The organism is Cohnella sp. GCM10027633 (assembly GCF_042675445.1).
Classification (GTDB): Bacteria; Bacillota; Bacilli; order Paenibacillales; family Paenibacillaceae; genus Cohnella.
Genome location: NZ_JBHTGV010000005.1, coordinates 1 through 12,751 on the forward strand (window position 1 = coordinate 1; position 12,751 = coordinate 12,751).

Annotated in this window: 12 protein-coding genes, 2 tRNA genes and 1 rRNA gene; 13 read left to right on the plus strand and 2 right to left on the minus strand. The window is 56.2% G+C overall.

Annotated elements, in window-relative coordinates; genetic code table 11:
- From ACFQZG_RS13625 to ACFQZG_RS13685, 13 genes are all read left to right on the plus strand, one after another.
- Positions 1 to 123: ribosomal RNA gene (locus tag ACFQZG_RS13625) — 23S ribosomal RNA — on the plus strand; the annotation flags it as partial.
- Between the two features lie 233 nt (positions 124 to 356).
- Entirely contained in the window at positions 357 to 1,592 is a 1,236-nt protein-coding gene (locus ACFQZG_RS13630) for a putative glycoside hydrolase (RefSeq protein WP_378153347.1), read from the plus strand.
- Positions 1,593 to 1,743: 151 nt separating this feature from the next.
- Positions 1,744 to 3,201 carry an IMP dehydrogenase gene (guaB, locus tag ACFQZG_RS13635; RefSeq protein ID WP_378153349.1) on the plus strand — a complete coding sequence of 486 codons (1,458 nt, stop codon included), beginning with the start codon at positions 1,744 to 1,746 and terminating at the stop codon, positions 3,199 to 3,201.
- 136 nt (positions 3,202 to 3,337) lie between these two features.
- The gene (locus tag ACFQZG_RS13640; protein WP_378153351.1) at positions 3,338 to 4,702 is read left to right on the plus strand and encodes a D-alanyl-D-alanine carboxypeptidase family protein; all 1,365 of its coding nucleotides are present in this window, start codon (positions 3,338 to 3,340) and stop codon (positions 4,700 to 4,702) included.
- A gap of 96 nt (positions 4,703 to 4,798) precedes the next feature.
- Positions 4,799 to 5,680, plus strand: coding sequence for a pyridoxal 5'-phosphate synthase lyase subunit PdxS (gene pdxS / locus ACFQZG_RS13645; RefSeq protein WP_378153353.1), 882 nt, complete (start codon positions 4,799 to 4,801; stop codon positions 5,678 to 5,680).
- Between the two features lie 117 nt (positions 5,681 to 5,797).
- Positions 5,798 to 6,388 (plus strand): pyridoxal 5'-phosphate synthase glutaminase subunit PdxT, encoded by a 591-nt coding sequence (gene pdxT, locus ACFQZG_RS13650; protein WP_378153355.1) that lies wholly within the window; start codon positions 5,798 to 5,800, stop codon positions 6,386 to 6,388.
- A gap of 5 nt (positions 6,389 to 6,393) precedes the next feature.
- Positions 6,394 to 7,680, plus strand: a complete 1,287-nt coding sequence (gene serS, locus ACFQZG_RS13655) for a serine--tRNA ligase (protein ID WP_378153357.1) — start codon at positions 6,394 to 6,396, stop codon at positions 7,678 to 7,680.
- A 77-nt stretch (positions 7,681 to 7,757) separates the two neighbouring features.
- Positions 7,758 to 7,846: transfer RNA gene (locus tag ACFQZG_RS13660), tRNA-Ser, on the plus strand.
- 602 nt (positions 7,847 to 8,448) lie between these two features.
- Entirely contained in the window at positions 8,449 to 8,796 is a 348-nt protein-coding gene (locus ACFQZG_RS13665) for a hypothetical protein (protein WP_378153359.1), read from the plus strand.
- A gap of 14 nt (positions 8,797 to 8,810) precedes the next feature.
- Positions 8,811 to 8,987 (plus strand): hypothetical protein, encoded by a 177-nt coding sequence (locus tag ACFQZG_RS13670; RefSeq protein WP_378153361.1) that lies wholly within the window; start codon positions 8,811 to 8,813, stop codon positions 8,985 to 8,987.
- An 18-nt stretch (positions 8,988 to 9,005) separates the two neighbouring features.
- Positions 9,006 to 9,158: a small acid-soluble spore protein P gene (locus ACFQZG_RS13675; protein WP_378153363.1), complete on the plus strand. Its 153-nt coding sequence runs from the start codon at positions 9,006 to 9,008 to the stop codon at positions 9,156 to 9,158.
- 111 nt (positions 9,159 to 9,269) lie between these two features.
- Entirely contained in the window at positions 9,270 to 10,184 is a 915-nt protein-coding gene (locus ACFQZG_RS13680) for a YitT family protein (RefSeq protein ID WP_378153365.1), read from the plus strand.
- A gap of 126 nt (positions 10,185 to 10,310) precedes the next feature.
- Entirely contained in the window at positions 10,311 to 11,408 is a 1,098-nt protein-coding gene (locus ACFQZG_RS13685; RefSeq protein WP_378153367.1) for a hypothetical protein, read from the plus strand.
- Positions 11,409 to 11,528: 120 nt separating this feature from the next.
- Here the strand turns inward: ACFQZG_RS13685 and ACFQZG_RS13690 are convergent.
- Together ACFQZG_RS13690 and ACFQZG_RS13695 are read right to left on the minus strand one after the other, a co-directional pair.
- Positions 11,529 to 11,605, minus strand: a tRNA-Pro gene (locus ACFQZG_RS13690).
- Between the two features lie 78 nt (positions 11,606 to 11,683).
- Positions 11,684 to 12,712, minus strand: coding sequence for a LacI family DNA-binding transcriptional regulator (locus ACFQZG_RS13695; RefSeq protein WP_378153369.1), 1,029 nt, complete (start codon positions 12,710 to 12,712; stop codon positions 11,684 to 11,686).
- Positions 12,713 to 12,751 lie beyond the last annotated feature (39 nt).

Genomic DNA, 12,751 nt, shown 5'->3' on the forward strand with positions numbered 1-12,751 from the left:
TGCCTCAAGATGAGATTTCCCAATTCGTAAGACCCCTTGAAGAACACGAGGTTGATAGGCTCGGGGTGGAAGCGCGGCAACGCGTGCAGCTGACGAGTACTAATCGGTCGAGGGCTTATCCTAATGACACGGATGGCCACGGATGTTTCAAACTTTCACCAACGCTTTGTTTCGCATCCAGTTTTCAAGGCGCAAGCCTTATATTAGTTCGTGAACCGTCCTTAGGGGCGGTTTTTTTGTTTTGCATAATGCAGCCACTTCATGCAAATCCGACCTGCCCTCCCACTAACTCCATTACACGTCAAGGCGCGACCGAGCAAACACTAAAGGCATTCTTAATGCGGAGGTGTCTTGTCATGCACATCATGCGCGGTCGTTCCTCCATTCGGAAGTTCCTGTCCATACTGTTAGTGTTGTCGTTGGCGATTAGCGGATGCATGCCGGTGAATACGGATTCTTCCGGTGGCGCTAAGACTCCGGCCGGACAGTCCGGAGCGGCGCCGATTCATAAGTCCCCCGACGCCAACACCAACGGCAATTCAATGACGACTTATGACGTATGGAAAGCCGAAGACGCGGAGAAAGTGAGCTTGCGTAAACCCGGCGAGCCGGTTCGCGGCATCTACGTCACTTCGCATGTCGCGCGCAGCCGTCGCATGGACGAACTCATCGCGCTCGTGGATCAGACGGAATTGAACGCGATGGTCGTCGATATTAACAGCGGCATGGCGTTGACCGCGCTTCCGAAGTCTCCGCGAGCCGCATCCTACCCGATATCGAACACGAAGTCCGCGAAGCAGATGAAGCAATTGATCGCGAAGCTGAAGCAGCATCGCATCTACACGATCGCGCGAATCATTACGTTCAAGAATCCCGAGCTCGCTCGCGCCGTTCCCTCATGGAGCATTAAGCGCAAGGACGGCCGGGTATGGCAAGATCGCGGGGGCTCCCCTTGGATCGATCCGTATCGCCAAGAAGCATGGGAATACCCGTTGAAGCTGGCGGAGCATGCGGCGAGCATCGGATTTGACGAGATCCAATTCGATTACGTGCGGTTCCCTGAGAACGAGAAGCGAGTGGATCGGGAAGTCGCATACGCGAATCCGAACAAGTGGACGAAGAGCGAAGCGATACGCAAATTCCTCCATCGCGCCTCGGTGAGAGCCCATAAGGCCGGAGCACGCATATCGGCAGACGTATTCGGACTCGTCGGCTCGTCCACCGACGATATGGGAATCGGCCAGAGCTGGAAGAGCATCGCGAGCGAAGTCGACGTCGTCTCGCCGATGATCTATCCGTCCCATTACGCCGACGGGATATGGGGCGTGGCGCATCCCGACCTTACGCCAAGTCCGATTATCGCGCGCGCGCTTAAGGATATTACTCGGCAGAATGAGCGGATGAACGCCCAAGGAATCGATACGGCGAAAGTCCGTCCATGGCTGCAGAGCTTCACGGCGACTTGGGTGCATCCGCATCAACGGTACGGCTTGCAGCAAGTAAAGGAACAGATCGCGGCATCGCGCGCGGCCGGCTATCCATCCTACTTGCTCTGGAATTCGGCGAACCGATACCCGCAATTCGATCGCTGACTAAGCAATGCCGAAGCGGCGAAAACGCTTTATTGGCGCGGTTTTCCACCCTTCCGATTGTGCTTGACAGTCACTAGTGCCTCTGCTAAGATTGCAGATAATCAATCGGAGACTAAACGCCGGAAGCATCCGGTACAGGGGGTAATTGCACGTGTGGCAAAATAAATTCGCCAAAGAAGGACTGACGTTCGACGACGTTCTGCTCGTTCCACGGAAATCTTCCATTCTTCCGCGGGACGTTGATGTATCGACGGTACTCAGCCCTTCGGTGAAGCTTAACATTCCGTTGATCAGCGCGGGGATGGATACGGTCACGGAATCGGCTTTGGCGATCGCGATTGCGCGCGAAGGCGGCATCGGCATTATTCACAAGAACATGTCCATTAGTCAGCAAGCGGAAGAAGTCGACCGCGTGAAGCGTTCGGAGAGCGGCGTTATTACGAATCCGTTCTCGCTGACGCCGGAGCATCACGTATACGACGCGGAAGAGCTGATGGGCAAATACCGGATTTCCGGCGTTCCGATCTGCAACGATCAAGGGAAGCTGGTCGGCATTCTGACGAACCGCGACCTTCGCTTCGTGCATGACTTCTCCATTAAGATCAAGGACGTCATGACGCACGAGAACCTCGTTACCGCTCCCGTAGGCACGACGTTGCAGCAAGCGGAAGGCATTCTTCAGAAGCATAAGATCGAGAAGCTTCCTTTGGTGGACGAGACGAACACGCTTAAAGGACTTATTACGATCAAAGATATCGAGAAAGCGATCCAGTTCCCGAACGCGGCTAAGGACAGCCACGGTCGTCTGCTCGTCGGAGCGGCGGTAGGCGTGTCCAAGGATACGTTCGAGCGCGCGGAAGCGCTCGTTCGTTCCAGCATCGACGTATTGGTCGTCGACTCGGCGCACGGTCATCACATCGACATCGTGTCGATGGTTCGCAAGCTTCGCGACAAGTATCCGGAGCTTACGATCATCGCAGGCAACGTGGCTACGGGCGAAGCGACTCGCGATCTGATCGAGGCGGGCGCATCTGTCGTCAAAGTCGGCATCGGACCGGGCTCGATCTGCACGACGCGTATTATCGCGGGTATCGGCGTACCTCAGATTACGGCGATCTACGATTGCGCGACGGTCGCTCGCGAATACAACATCCCGATCATTGCCGACGGCGGTATCAAGTATTCGGGCGAAGTAACCAAGGCGATCGCGGCGGGCGCAAGCTGCGTCATGCTCGGAAGCTTGTTCGCCGGTACGGAAGAGAGCCCTGGCGAATCGGAGATCTACCAAGGCCGCAGATACAAGTCCTACCGCGGCATGGGCTCCATCGGCGCGATGAAGGAAGGCAGCAAGGACCGTTACTTCCAAGAGAACGAGAGCAAGCTCGTTCCGGAAGGCATCGAGGGCCGAGTTGCATACAAAGGACCGCTCAAAGACACGATTCATCAGCTTCTCGGCGGCCTCCGTTCCGGTATGGGCTATTGCGGCACGGCATCGATCGACGAGCTGAAGAACGACACCGTGTTCGTTCGCATCACGGGCGCGGGCTTGCGCGAGAGCCATCCGCACGACGTTCAAATCACGAAGGAAGCACCGAACTACTCGCTGTAATTCGATAGGGCATTACGTCTAAATATTGGAAGCCGCAAGCTCTAAACATTAGGGCTTGCGGCTTTTTTCTTTCGGAATAGGTGTGTTACAATAAAGGCTGCTGAACGAGAATGTTATCGAAAAAGGAGAGAACGCGTTGAATCGCTATCATCTATTGTCAGGACTCGCCTCTAAATCATTGAAACGGTTCGTTGCCTATAGCGTACTGTCCTCCTTCTTATTCTTATACGTACTTACCGCGGGAGCGTCGATCGCATCGGCGGACGAAGCGACCGATTCTCTTACGACCGGCGCGGTGCAACTGAGAGCCAAGGCCGCCATCCTGCTCGATGCGGCGACCGGGCAAGTGCTCTATCAATACAACGCCGATGAAGCTAGACCGCCGGCGAGCATGGCCAAGGTCATGACGGAGTACTTGGTCAATAAGGCCGTCAAGGAAGGCAAGCTGTCTTGGGATCAGGAGATCGTCATCGGCGACAACGCCGCGAAGCAAGATCGCCGCGGCAGCTTGATTCTGCTCAGTACGGGCGAGAAGTACACCGTCAAGCAGCTGTACCAGGCGATGGCGATCTATTCGGCCAACGACGCGGCGGTCCAATTGGGCGAAGCGATCTCGGGTTCCGAAGCGAACTTCGTCGAGTTGATGAACGATACGGCGAAGCAGCTCGGCATGAACAACACGCATTACGTGAACGCGACCGGCCTTGAACTCTACATGATGCCGGATGGTTACCGCCCGGCGACGAAGGACGAGACGGTTATGTCCGCGCGCGATACGGCGACGCTCGCTTATACGATTATTAACGAATTCCCGGAGATTCTCGAGACGTCCCGCATTCCGAGCTTGAAGTTCCGCGAACGCGACAAGGATCCGATGATCAACTGGAACTGGATGCTCGAAGGCAATAAGTCGAATGCTAACTTCAAGAAGTTCGCTTATACAGGTGTTGACGGACTGAAAACGGGCAACACGGATTCCGCGGGCAAGTGCTTCGTCGGTACCGCGCTCGTCAACGGCACTCGTCTCATCTCGGTCGTCATGGGCGTCCCGGGAACGACCGAGCAAGGCTATCGGTTCATCGAGACGGCCAAGATGTTCGATTACGGCTTCAACGGCTTCGAGAAGCAGACCATTCTCGAGGCGAAAGCGACCGTGCCGGGCTTCGAGACGTTCAAAGTCAAGAAGGGCAAGTCGAAGACCGTGGCCGTCGTGACCGCGACGGACGTAACGCTGCTCGCGCCGAAGAACTCGAAGACGGCGCCGGAGCTCGTGGAAGCGAAGCCGAACGAGGATCCGCTTAAGGCCCCGATCGAGACGGGCGCTAAGGTCGGAACGGTCACTTACAAGTACAAAGACCCTTCGACGCTGGAAGAAGAGACCGTAACGATCGACCTGATCGCCGCGGAAGACGTCAAGAAGGCGGGCTGGTGGCAGTCGTTATTCCGCGCGATCGGAGACTTCTTCTCCAGCTTGTTCAAGGGGATCGTAAACCTGTTCTAACCGGATACCAGACCGCTTGATTCCGAGTGAAATGGTTGTATATTAAGCACACTTCATGTAAAATTAATGGTTAGAATCTTTGGGAGGCATGGAAACATGGAAACGGGTACTTCAAGAGTTAAACGCGGTATGGCCGAGATGCAAAAAGGCGGCGTAATCATGGACGTCATGAGCGCCGAGCAAGCTAAAATCGCCGAAGCGGCGGGCGCTACCGCCGTTATGGCATTGGAACGCGTACCGTCCGACATTCGCGCGGCCGGCGGGGTTGCCCGCATGGCGAACCCCGAATTGGTCGAGCAAGTCATGAAGGTCGTGAGCATTCCCGTAATGGCGAAAGCTCGGATCGGCCACTACGTAGAAGCGAAAGTACTGGAATCGCTCGGTGTCGACTACATCGACGAGAGCGAAGTGCTCACGCCTGCGGACGAAGTGTATCATATCGACAAATCCCTCTTCACGATTCCGTTCGTCTGCGGCGCGAAGGACCTGGGCGAAGCGTTGCGCCGTATTCAAGAAGGCGCTTCGATGCTCCGCACGAAGGGCGAGCCGGGAACGGGCAACATCGTAGAAGCCGTTCGCCATATGCGACTCATCAACGGACAAATTCGCAAAGTACAGAACCTGTCGAAGGACGAGCTGTACAACGAAGCTAAAGTTCTTGGCGTACCTTACGACTTGCTCTTGAACATTCACGAGACGGGCCGTCTGCCGGTTGTTAACTTCGCAGCCGGCGGCATCGCTACGCCATCGGACGCGGCGCTTATGATGCACCTTGGCGCTGACGGCGTATTCGTCGGTTCCGGTATTTTCAAATCGGACAGCCCGGAGAAGTTCGCTCGCGCGATCGTCGAAGCGACGACGCACTATACGGACTACGAGCTTATCGCCCGCGTATCCAAGGATCTCGGCGAACCGATGAAAGGTATCGATATCTCCAAGCTGCACGCTGCCGACCGGATGCAAGATCGCGGCCTGTAAGCCGAGGGACGACGTCGTCCGGTTAGCCGGACAAGCAACACGAATATCATCGAGCGGCTTCCACTCGGCTAATTAGGCCGAAGGAAGCCGTTTGAGATTAGGGAGAAGGAATACGGGATGAACATCGGCGTATTGGCGCTGCAGGGAGCAGTCGCGGAGCATATTCGAAGCATCGAATTGGCGGGCGGACAGGGCGTAGCCATTAAGAGAACGGAGCAGCTGGCCGACATCGACGGGCTGATCATTCCCGGGGGCGAGAGCACGACGATCGGCAAGCTGATGCGCAAGTACGACTTCATCGACGCGATTCGCGCGTTCGCGCTGGAAGACGGCAAGGCGGTATTCGGAACGTGCGCGGGATTAATCGTGCTCGCGGAACGACTCGAAGGAGCGGAAGAACCGCATCTGCGCTTGATGGACATGACGGTCGCGCGCAACGCGTTCGGCCGGCAACGGGAGAGCTTCGAGACCGATCTCGACGTGAAAGGAATCGACGAGAAGCTCCGCGCGGTATTCATCCGGGCGCCCCTCATCAAGGAAGTCGGCAAGCGCGTCGACGTGCTCTCCGTGTATAACGGCGAGATCGTAACGGCAAGGCAAGGGAATCTGCTGGCGTCGTCGTATCATCCCGAGCTGACGGACGATTACCGACTCCATTCGTATTTCATCGATATGGCTCGTCAAGCGGCGGGCGACAAAAGGGGTTAACGTTCATGTTAGATGTCAAATTGCTGCGCAACAACTACGATAAAGTGGAGCAGGCGCTTCGCAACCGCCAAGCTTCCCTAGAGCTGATCGCGGAATTCCCGAAGCTCGACGGCAGCCGCCGAGAGAAGCAGACGGAGAGCGACCAACTGAAGAACCGCCGGAATGTCGTATCGCAAGAGGTCGCCAAATTGAAGAAGAGCGGCGGCAACGCCGACGAGCTGATCGCGGAGATGAAGGAAGTCGGCGATCGCATCAAGCAATTGGACGAAGAAGTGCGAGAGATCGATGTCCAGCTTGACGCGTTGCTGCTATCGATCCCGAACGTCCCGCACGAGAGCGTGCCGGTAGGCGCATCGGAAGACGATAACGTCGTCGTCCGCAAGAACGGCGAGCCGCGCTCGTTCGAATTCGATCCGAAGGCGCACTTCGATATCGGCCACGATCTCGGTATTCTCGATTTTGAAGCCGCAGCGAAAGTAACGGGCTCCCGGTTCGTGTTCTATAAGGGTCTTGGCGCGCGTCTCGAGCGGGCGCTCATCAACTTCATGATGGATCTGCACGCCGATCAGCATGGCTACGAGGAAGTGCTGCCGCCATATATCGTGAACCGCGACAGCCTCGTCGGTACGGGTCAGCTTCCGAAGTTCGAGGAGGATCTGTTCAAGCTGGAAGGTACGGACTATTTCCTCATTCCGACGGCGGAAGTACCGGTGACGAATATCCACCGCGACGAGATCCTGTCCGCGGAATCGCTGCCGAAGCGTTTCGTCGCCTTCAGCGGTTGCTTCCGTTCCGAAGCCGGCGCGTCCGGGCGCGATACGCGCGGATTAATTCGCCAGCATCAATTCAATAAGGTCGAGCTTGTCCAGCTCGTGAAGCCGGAAGAATCGTACGAAGTGCTCGAGCAATTGACGAACCATGCCGAGAAGGTGCTTCAGCTGCTCGGACTTCCGTACCGCGTACTCGCGCTGTGCACGGGCGACATGGGCTTCGGTTCCGCCAAGACGTACGACATCGAAGTATGGCTGCCGAGCGCGGGCACGTACCGCGAAATCTCGTCCTGCACGAATTTCGAGGACTTCCAAGCTCGCCGCGCGGCAATCCGTTACCGGCCTGAGAGCGGCGCGAAACCGGAAATCGTGCATACGCTGAACGGCTCGGGCTTGGCGCTCGGACGGACGGTCGCTGCGATTCTTGAGAACTATCAGCAAGCCGACGGCACCGTCGAAGTGCCGGAAGCGCTGCGTCCGTATATGGGCGGTATCCAATACCTGTCGCCGCGCAAGGGTTGAACAACGAACGGGGCTTGTGATATGATTACGTGGCAGTAAGCCGACGTCGCCGCAAGGCGGACGTCCGCTGCCATCGTGGAGAGATACCGAAGCGGTCATAACGGGGCGGTCTTGAAAACCGTTAGGGTGCAAGCCCACGTGGGTTCGAATCCCACTCTCTCCGCCACCAACAAAAAACGAAGCCGATTCCCGAGAGGGAATCGGTTTTTTGTTGGTGGTGTGTGGGATTCGAACGGGCCGTAAAGCGAACATGCCGGGGGCATGTTCGTAGGCCCCGGGACTCGAATCCCACTCTCTCCGCCATTGCGAAAAAAACGAACCGATTCCTGAAAAGGAATCGGTTTTTTGCTCAATGGCGAGTGGGATTCGAACGACCGTTAAGCGGAGATGCCCGGGGGGCATGTCCGTAGGTCCGGGACTCGATCCCACTCTCTCCGCCACCAACGGTTTTATTAGCGGACACACGGGACGCTATTTTACAAAAACTCCCGATTAACGCCGTGGTTGCGGACACAGCGACCTTTATTCGGAATTCGACACTCCTAATACTGCATTTGATCAAGAATAGCGGCTGCTGTGTCCGCCAATTTCGATTAGACGCGGGTTTTCGGTTAGATAAGGTACTGTGTGTCCGGATGGACATCCGAAGCGGGGTTGTTTCGATTCGGCGGCGCGGATCCTGGCACGTTTGGCTTTCTCATTGAACGCGTTCGAACGCCGCATAACTTCACCCCATGTGGTCAACCTAACAAGGTGGAGGTGCTTATCATGGCAAGCAACGACGAATTGAACGTCCCGCAGGAAGATCTTGTGCGCGCGTGGCAGGAAACGCTCCCCGAGCGGTTGACGAACGGCGACAAAGCGGAAGTGATGTCGGACGAAGCGGATCCGAACGGGCTCAGAGTCCAAATCCGAACGGCCGGCCATCAGATGATGGAATTCGACTTCGCCGTCCGCTACATCGACAGCCGGGAGATCGACATCCAGCTCACCGACGTCGAAAGAGATGGCCAGACGATCGACGAGCGGGGAGATATCCCGCAGCAACTCATCGCCGACTATCGGCGCCATCTGCACGAGACGGCGCAAGCGTTGCATCATTATACCCATCATTAAGGAGGGAACCGGCAGTGTCTAACGCGAACGGCTTCGCCGATAAGAACTTAAGCAACGTCGCCGAGCAATTGGAGAACGATCCGGTGAACGCGCACCATGCCCAGCAATTGCAGCAGGACAAGAACGATCGCAGGCACCAAGCCGCGCTTAACCACGACGAACCCGTCGATCTCGCGCATCCGAAAAGCTAAGGAGGCGGACATAGCCGCATGAGCAAGCCGAAATCTCAAGCCGTCAATCAGCCGGGGCAACAGCACAACGCGCCCGACGTAACGAACAATCCTTTTCCGAACGAACCGCTATCGGGATCGAAGAAAGTGAAGAACCGCAACCATGTAAGTCATCATAACCCGCAAGGTTAAGCCGATAAATCCGAGTTCCCGGTGAAATTAACCGGGACTTTTTGTTGTCGGGATTATAAACCGATTGGTATAATAAAGCGATACATAATTATTCCGAAGGAGGAAATACCGATGACTGATCAGACGTTACCCGTACCGCCACGACCGCCTACAAAGACGAAGCAGATTCACCACCACAAGCTATCGCCGCTAGAGCTTGCGCGCCGGATATTATTAATCATTCTAGGGGCTACGCTCGTCGGAGTCGCGCTTGAAATTTTCCTTGTTCCGAATCAGGTCATTGACGGAGGCATTACGGGTCTATCCATCATGTCCTCGCACTTATCCGGAATCCCGATCGGGATCTTCCTAACCGTCCTCAACCTTCCCTTCTTGATTCTCGGTTATCGTACCATCGGCAAGACTTTCGCATTATCGACGCTGCTCGGCGTTATCGTCCTCTCGATCGCCACGACGCTGTTGCACCCGGTCCCTGCTTTTACGGACGAGATCTTCCTGGCTGCCGTATTCGGAGGCATCTTCCTCGGCGCGGGCACGGGTATCGTCATCAGGGCAGGCGGATCGCTCGACGGCACGGAGATCGTCGCGATTCTATTCAGCAAGAAGTCTCCCTTCTCGGTGGGCGAGACGGTTATGTTCATCAACTTCTTCATCCTCGCAACCGCCGGCTTCGTCTATTCGTGGGACCGCGCGATGTACTCGTTGATCGCTTACTATATCGCCTTCAAGGTGATCGATCTGACGATCGAAGGGTTGAACGAGTCCAAGTCTTGTTGGATCATTAGCGATAATTACAGGGAGATCGGCGACGCTATCGTTGACCGTCTCGGCAGAGGCGTCACGCTGCTGCACGGCGAAGGCGGTTATACGGGGGATCAGAAGAAAGTCATCTTCTGCGTCATTACCCGTCTGGAAGAAGCGAAGCTGAAGTCGATCGTCACGGAACTGGATCCGGTCGCTTTCTTGGCCGTCGGCAACATCCACGACGTGAAGGGCGGACGCTTCAAGAAGAAAGACATTCATTAGGAATTAGATATGGGAATTGCCGGCTTTATCGAAAATTTAACACAGAAAGTCTTTTCGCTCCTGCGGAATTGAGATAGAATTAGTTCTGTTGCATTAATAAGGTTAGGTGGAGAGGGGAACGTCCTAATGTTAAAGAGAAAATACGGCTTCGGGCTCGTCGCGATGCTGCTGGCGATCGCGCTCGTGCTGAGCGGATGCAATTCCAAAGATAAGTCGCCGAAAGACGCGCTGCAAGCTTCGTTGACGACGTCGAGCGAACTGAACTCCTATACGTTCAAAGGAAACATGAAGTTCGAAGAGTTCGATCTCGCGCTCGCGGAGATGACCGAAGACGACACGATGACGATGAACATGTTCAAGAACGCGGAGCTGTCCTGGACGGGCGCGTATAAGAAAGATCCAATGCTCGCGGAAGTCATCCTGAAGCTCGAGCTGAAAGGCGATATGGCCATCAACTTCACCATTCCGATCATCGTGTCGGAGAAGAAGCTGTGGGTGAAGGTGCCGAACGCCGCTATGCTTCCGATTCCGGAAGAGCTCGTAGGCAAGTACCTGGAGCTTGATATGGACCAGCTCGCGGAACAAGCCGGCCAAGAGATTCCGACCATCGATCCGGCGCTGTCCCAAGACTTCGTGAAAGACTTGGTCGATATCGTATTCAAGCATATCGAAGCGGACGATTACCTGTCCAACGTCAAGGCGAAGGACGCCGGCATACCAGACGACGTCGACGTGAAGCAAGTCGTTCAAGCGCATGTCGAGAAGTCCCAGATCGAACCGCTTCTGAAGACGATCATCGAGAAGATCGCTCCGGAAGTATTGGATCTGCTCGAGAGCAACGACAAGTACCGCGAAGTCGCGGGCTTGACGGCCGAAGAGATTACGGCTGCCAAGGACGCGCTGAAAGAAGCGGACACGAGCGAGCTCGACGCCGGCTTGGCGGAGATGAAAGAACAGCTGAAGTCGCTGAACATCGTCTCCAACATCGGCATCGATAAGAAAGATTACCCCGTGTACACCGATGCGACGCTCAAAGCCGCATTCGACGTAGACGGCGACTCGGGCAGCTTCGCGATCAAAGTCGTGTCTCAACTGTCCGACGTCAACGAAGAAGTCAAATTCGAAGTCGGGGAGCCTGACGCGAGCGAAGTGATTCCTTTCGAGGAAGCATTCGGCGATCTGGGCAGCCTGATGGGCGGCGTTGGCTTAGACGAATCGCTCTAATACGCGGTAATACGGAAAATACGGAACCCCTCGCCATTCGGCGAGGGGTTTTTCTTGCTTCCTCGGGTTCCGCGAACATAAAAAAATCACGGCAGGTATGCCGTGATCGGTTGCGTATGGTGGTCGGGACGACACGATTCGAACATGCGACCCCCTGGTCCCAAACCAGGTGCTCTACCAAGCTGAGCTACGTCCCGTTGATCGCCCGAAAGCAGCGAACGAAATTGATTATAGCACAGCCGCGGAGAAATGCAAAGTCAGTTATTGGATAAGTTTCATTCCGGTTGCCGAGCGTCTTGCCGGCGTGTCGAATCGCGCGAGATCAGCCTCGGCTCGAGCTTGTAGCTGCTCTGGACGGGCGCTTGTCCGATCTTCTCGAACAGCACCCGCGAGGCGAGCACGCCCAAGTCGAACGTGTCGTTGTCGATCGCCGTCAGCGACGGCGTCGTGAACGGAGCGAGCGGATAATTATCGAAGGCGACGATGCCGAGGTCGCGGGGAATAGACAGCTTGCGCTCCGAGGCCGCTTGAAGCGCGCCGAAGGCCACGTAGTTGTTCACGCAGATGACCGCGTCCGGAGGCTCCGGCAGCTCCAGCAGCGCCAGCATGTGCCGGCGGCCGGATTCTTCGTCGGCGCTGCCGAGGCGCACGTATAGATCGTCGTTCGAGGCGTTCAGCGATTCCATGACGCTCCGGTAGCCTAGCAAGCGGTTGTGGGAGATCGCTTCGCCCGGAACGCCGCCGATGAACGCGATTCGCCCATACCCTTGCTCGAGCAGGTGAGAAGCCGCCATCCGACCTCCCAGATGGTTGTCGATGTCGACGAACGTCACGTCGACGTCTTCCTTCGGTTGACCGACGACGACGTACGGAAAATTCAGCTCATTCAATTGTTCGGCCCTGCGCTTCGTCAGGACGGTCGTATGCAGCAGCATGCCGTCCAGCTTCTTGCTCTGCACGTACCTGGCGATGAAGTCGTCGTCGTCGCGGCTGCTGACGTTGGAGATCGTCATCTCGTAGCCTTGCTTGCAGACGACGCTCTCCGCGCCGCCGACCATGCTATACACGAACGGATTCAGGAAGTCGTCCTTATGGTCGACGTCCATGATGAACCCGATCGCGAAGCTGCTCTGGCGCGCAAGCTGCGTTGCGATGCTGCTCGGCGTGTAGTTCAATTCCTTCATGATCGCGCGCACTCTGCGCTTCGTCTCTTCCGGAATCGTCGGCGCGTCGTTGAGCACCTTCGACACGGTCGACTTCGCCACGTTAGCTGCGCGGGCGATATCGTTGATCGTTACTTTCATCGTTAAACCTCGCTTTGAACCTCATTATAACATAGTTAT

Coding starts and splice junctions, on each gene's coding strand:
- ACFQZG_RS13630 (WP_378153347.1), top strand. CDS start 357: ATGCACATCATGCGCGGTCGTTCCTCCATTCGGAAGTTCCTGTCCATA.
- pdxS (WP_378153353.1), top strand. CDS start 4,799: ATGGAAACGGGTACTTCAAGAGTTAAACGCGGTATGGCCGAGATGCAA.
- pdxT (WP_378153355.1), top strand. CDS start 5,798: ATGAACATCGGCGTATTGGCGCTGCAGGGAGCAGTCGCGGAGCATATT.
- serS (WP_378153357.1), top strand. CDS start 6,394: ATGTTAGATGTCAAATTGCTGCGCAACAACTACGATAAAGTGGAGCAG.
- ACFQZG_RS13665 (WP_378153359.1), top strand. CDS start 8,449: ATGGCAAGCAACGACGAATTGAACGTCCCGCAGGAAGATCTTGTGCGC.
- ACFQZG_RS13675 (WP_378153363.1), top strand. CDS start 9,006: ATGAGCAAGCCGAAATCTCAAGCCGTCAATCAGCCGGGGCAACAGCAC.
- ACFQZG_RS13680 (WP_378153365.1), top strand. CDS start 9,270: ATGACTGATCAGACGTTACCCGTACCGCCACGACCGCCTACAAAGACG.
- ACFQZG_RS13685 (WP_378153367.1), top strand. CDS start 10,311: ATGTTAAAGAGAAAATACGGCTTCGGGCTCGTCGCGATGCTGCTGGCG.
- ACFQZG_RS13695 (WP_378153369.1), bottom strand. CDS start 12,712: ATGAAAGTAACGATCAACGATATCGCCCGCGCAGCTAACGTGGCGAAG.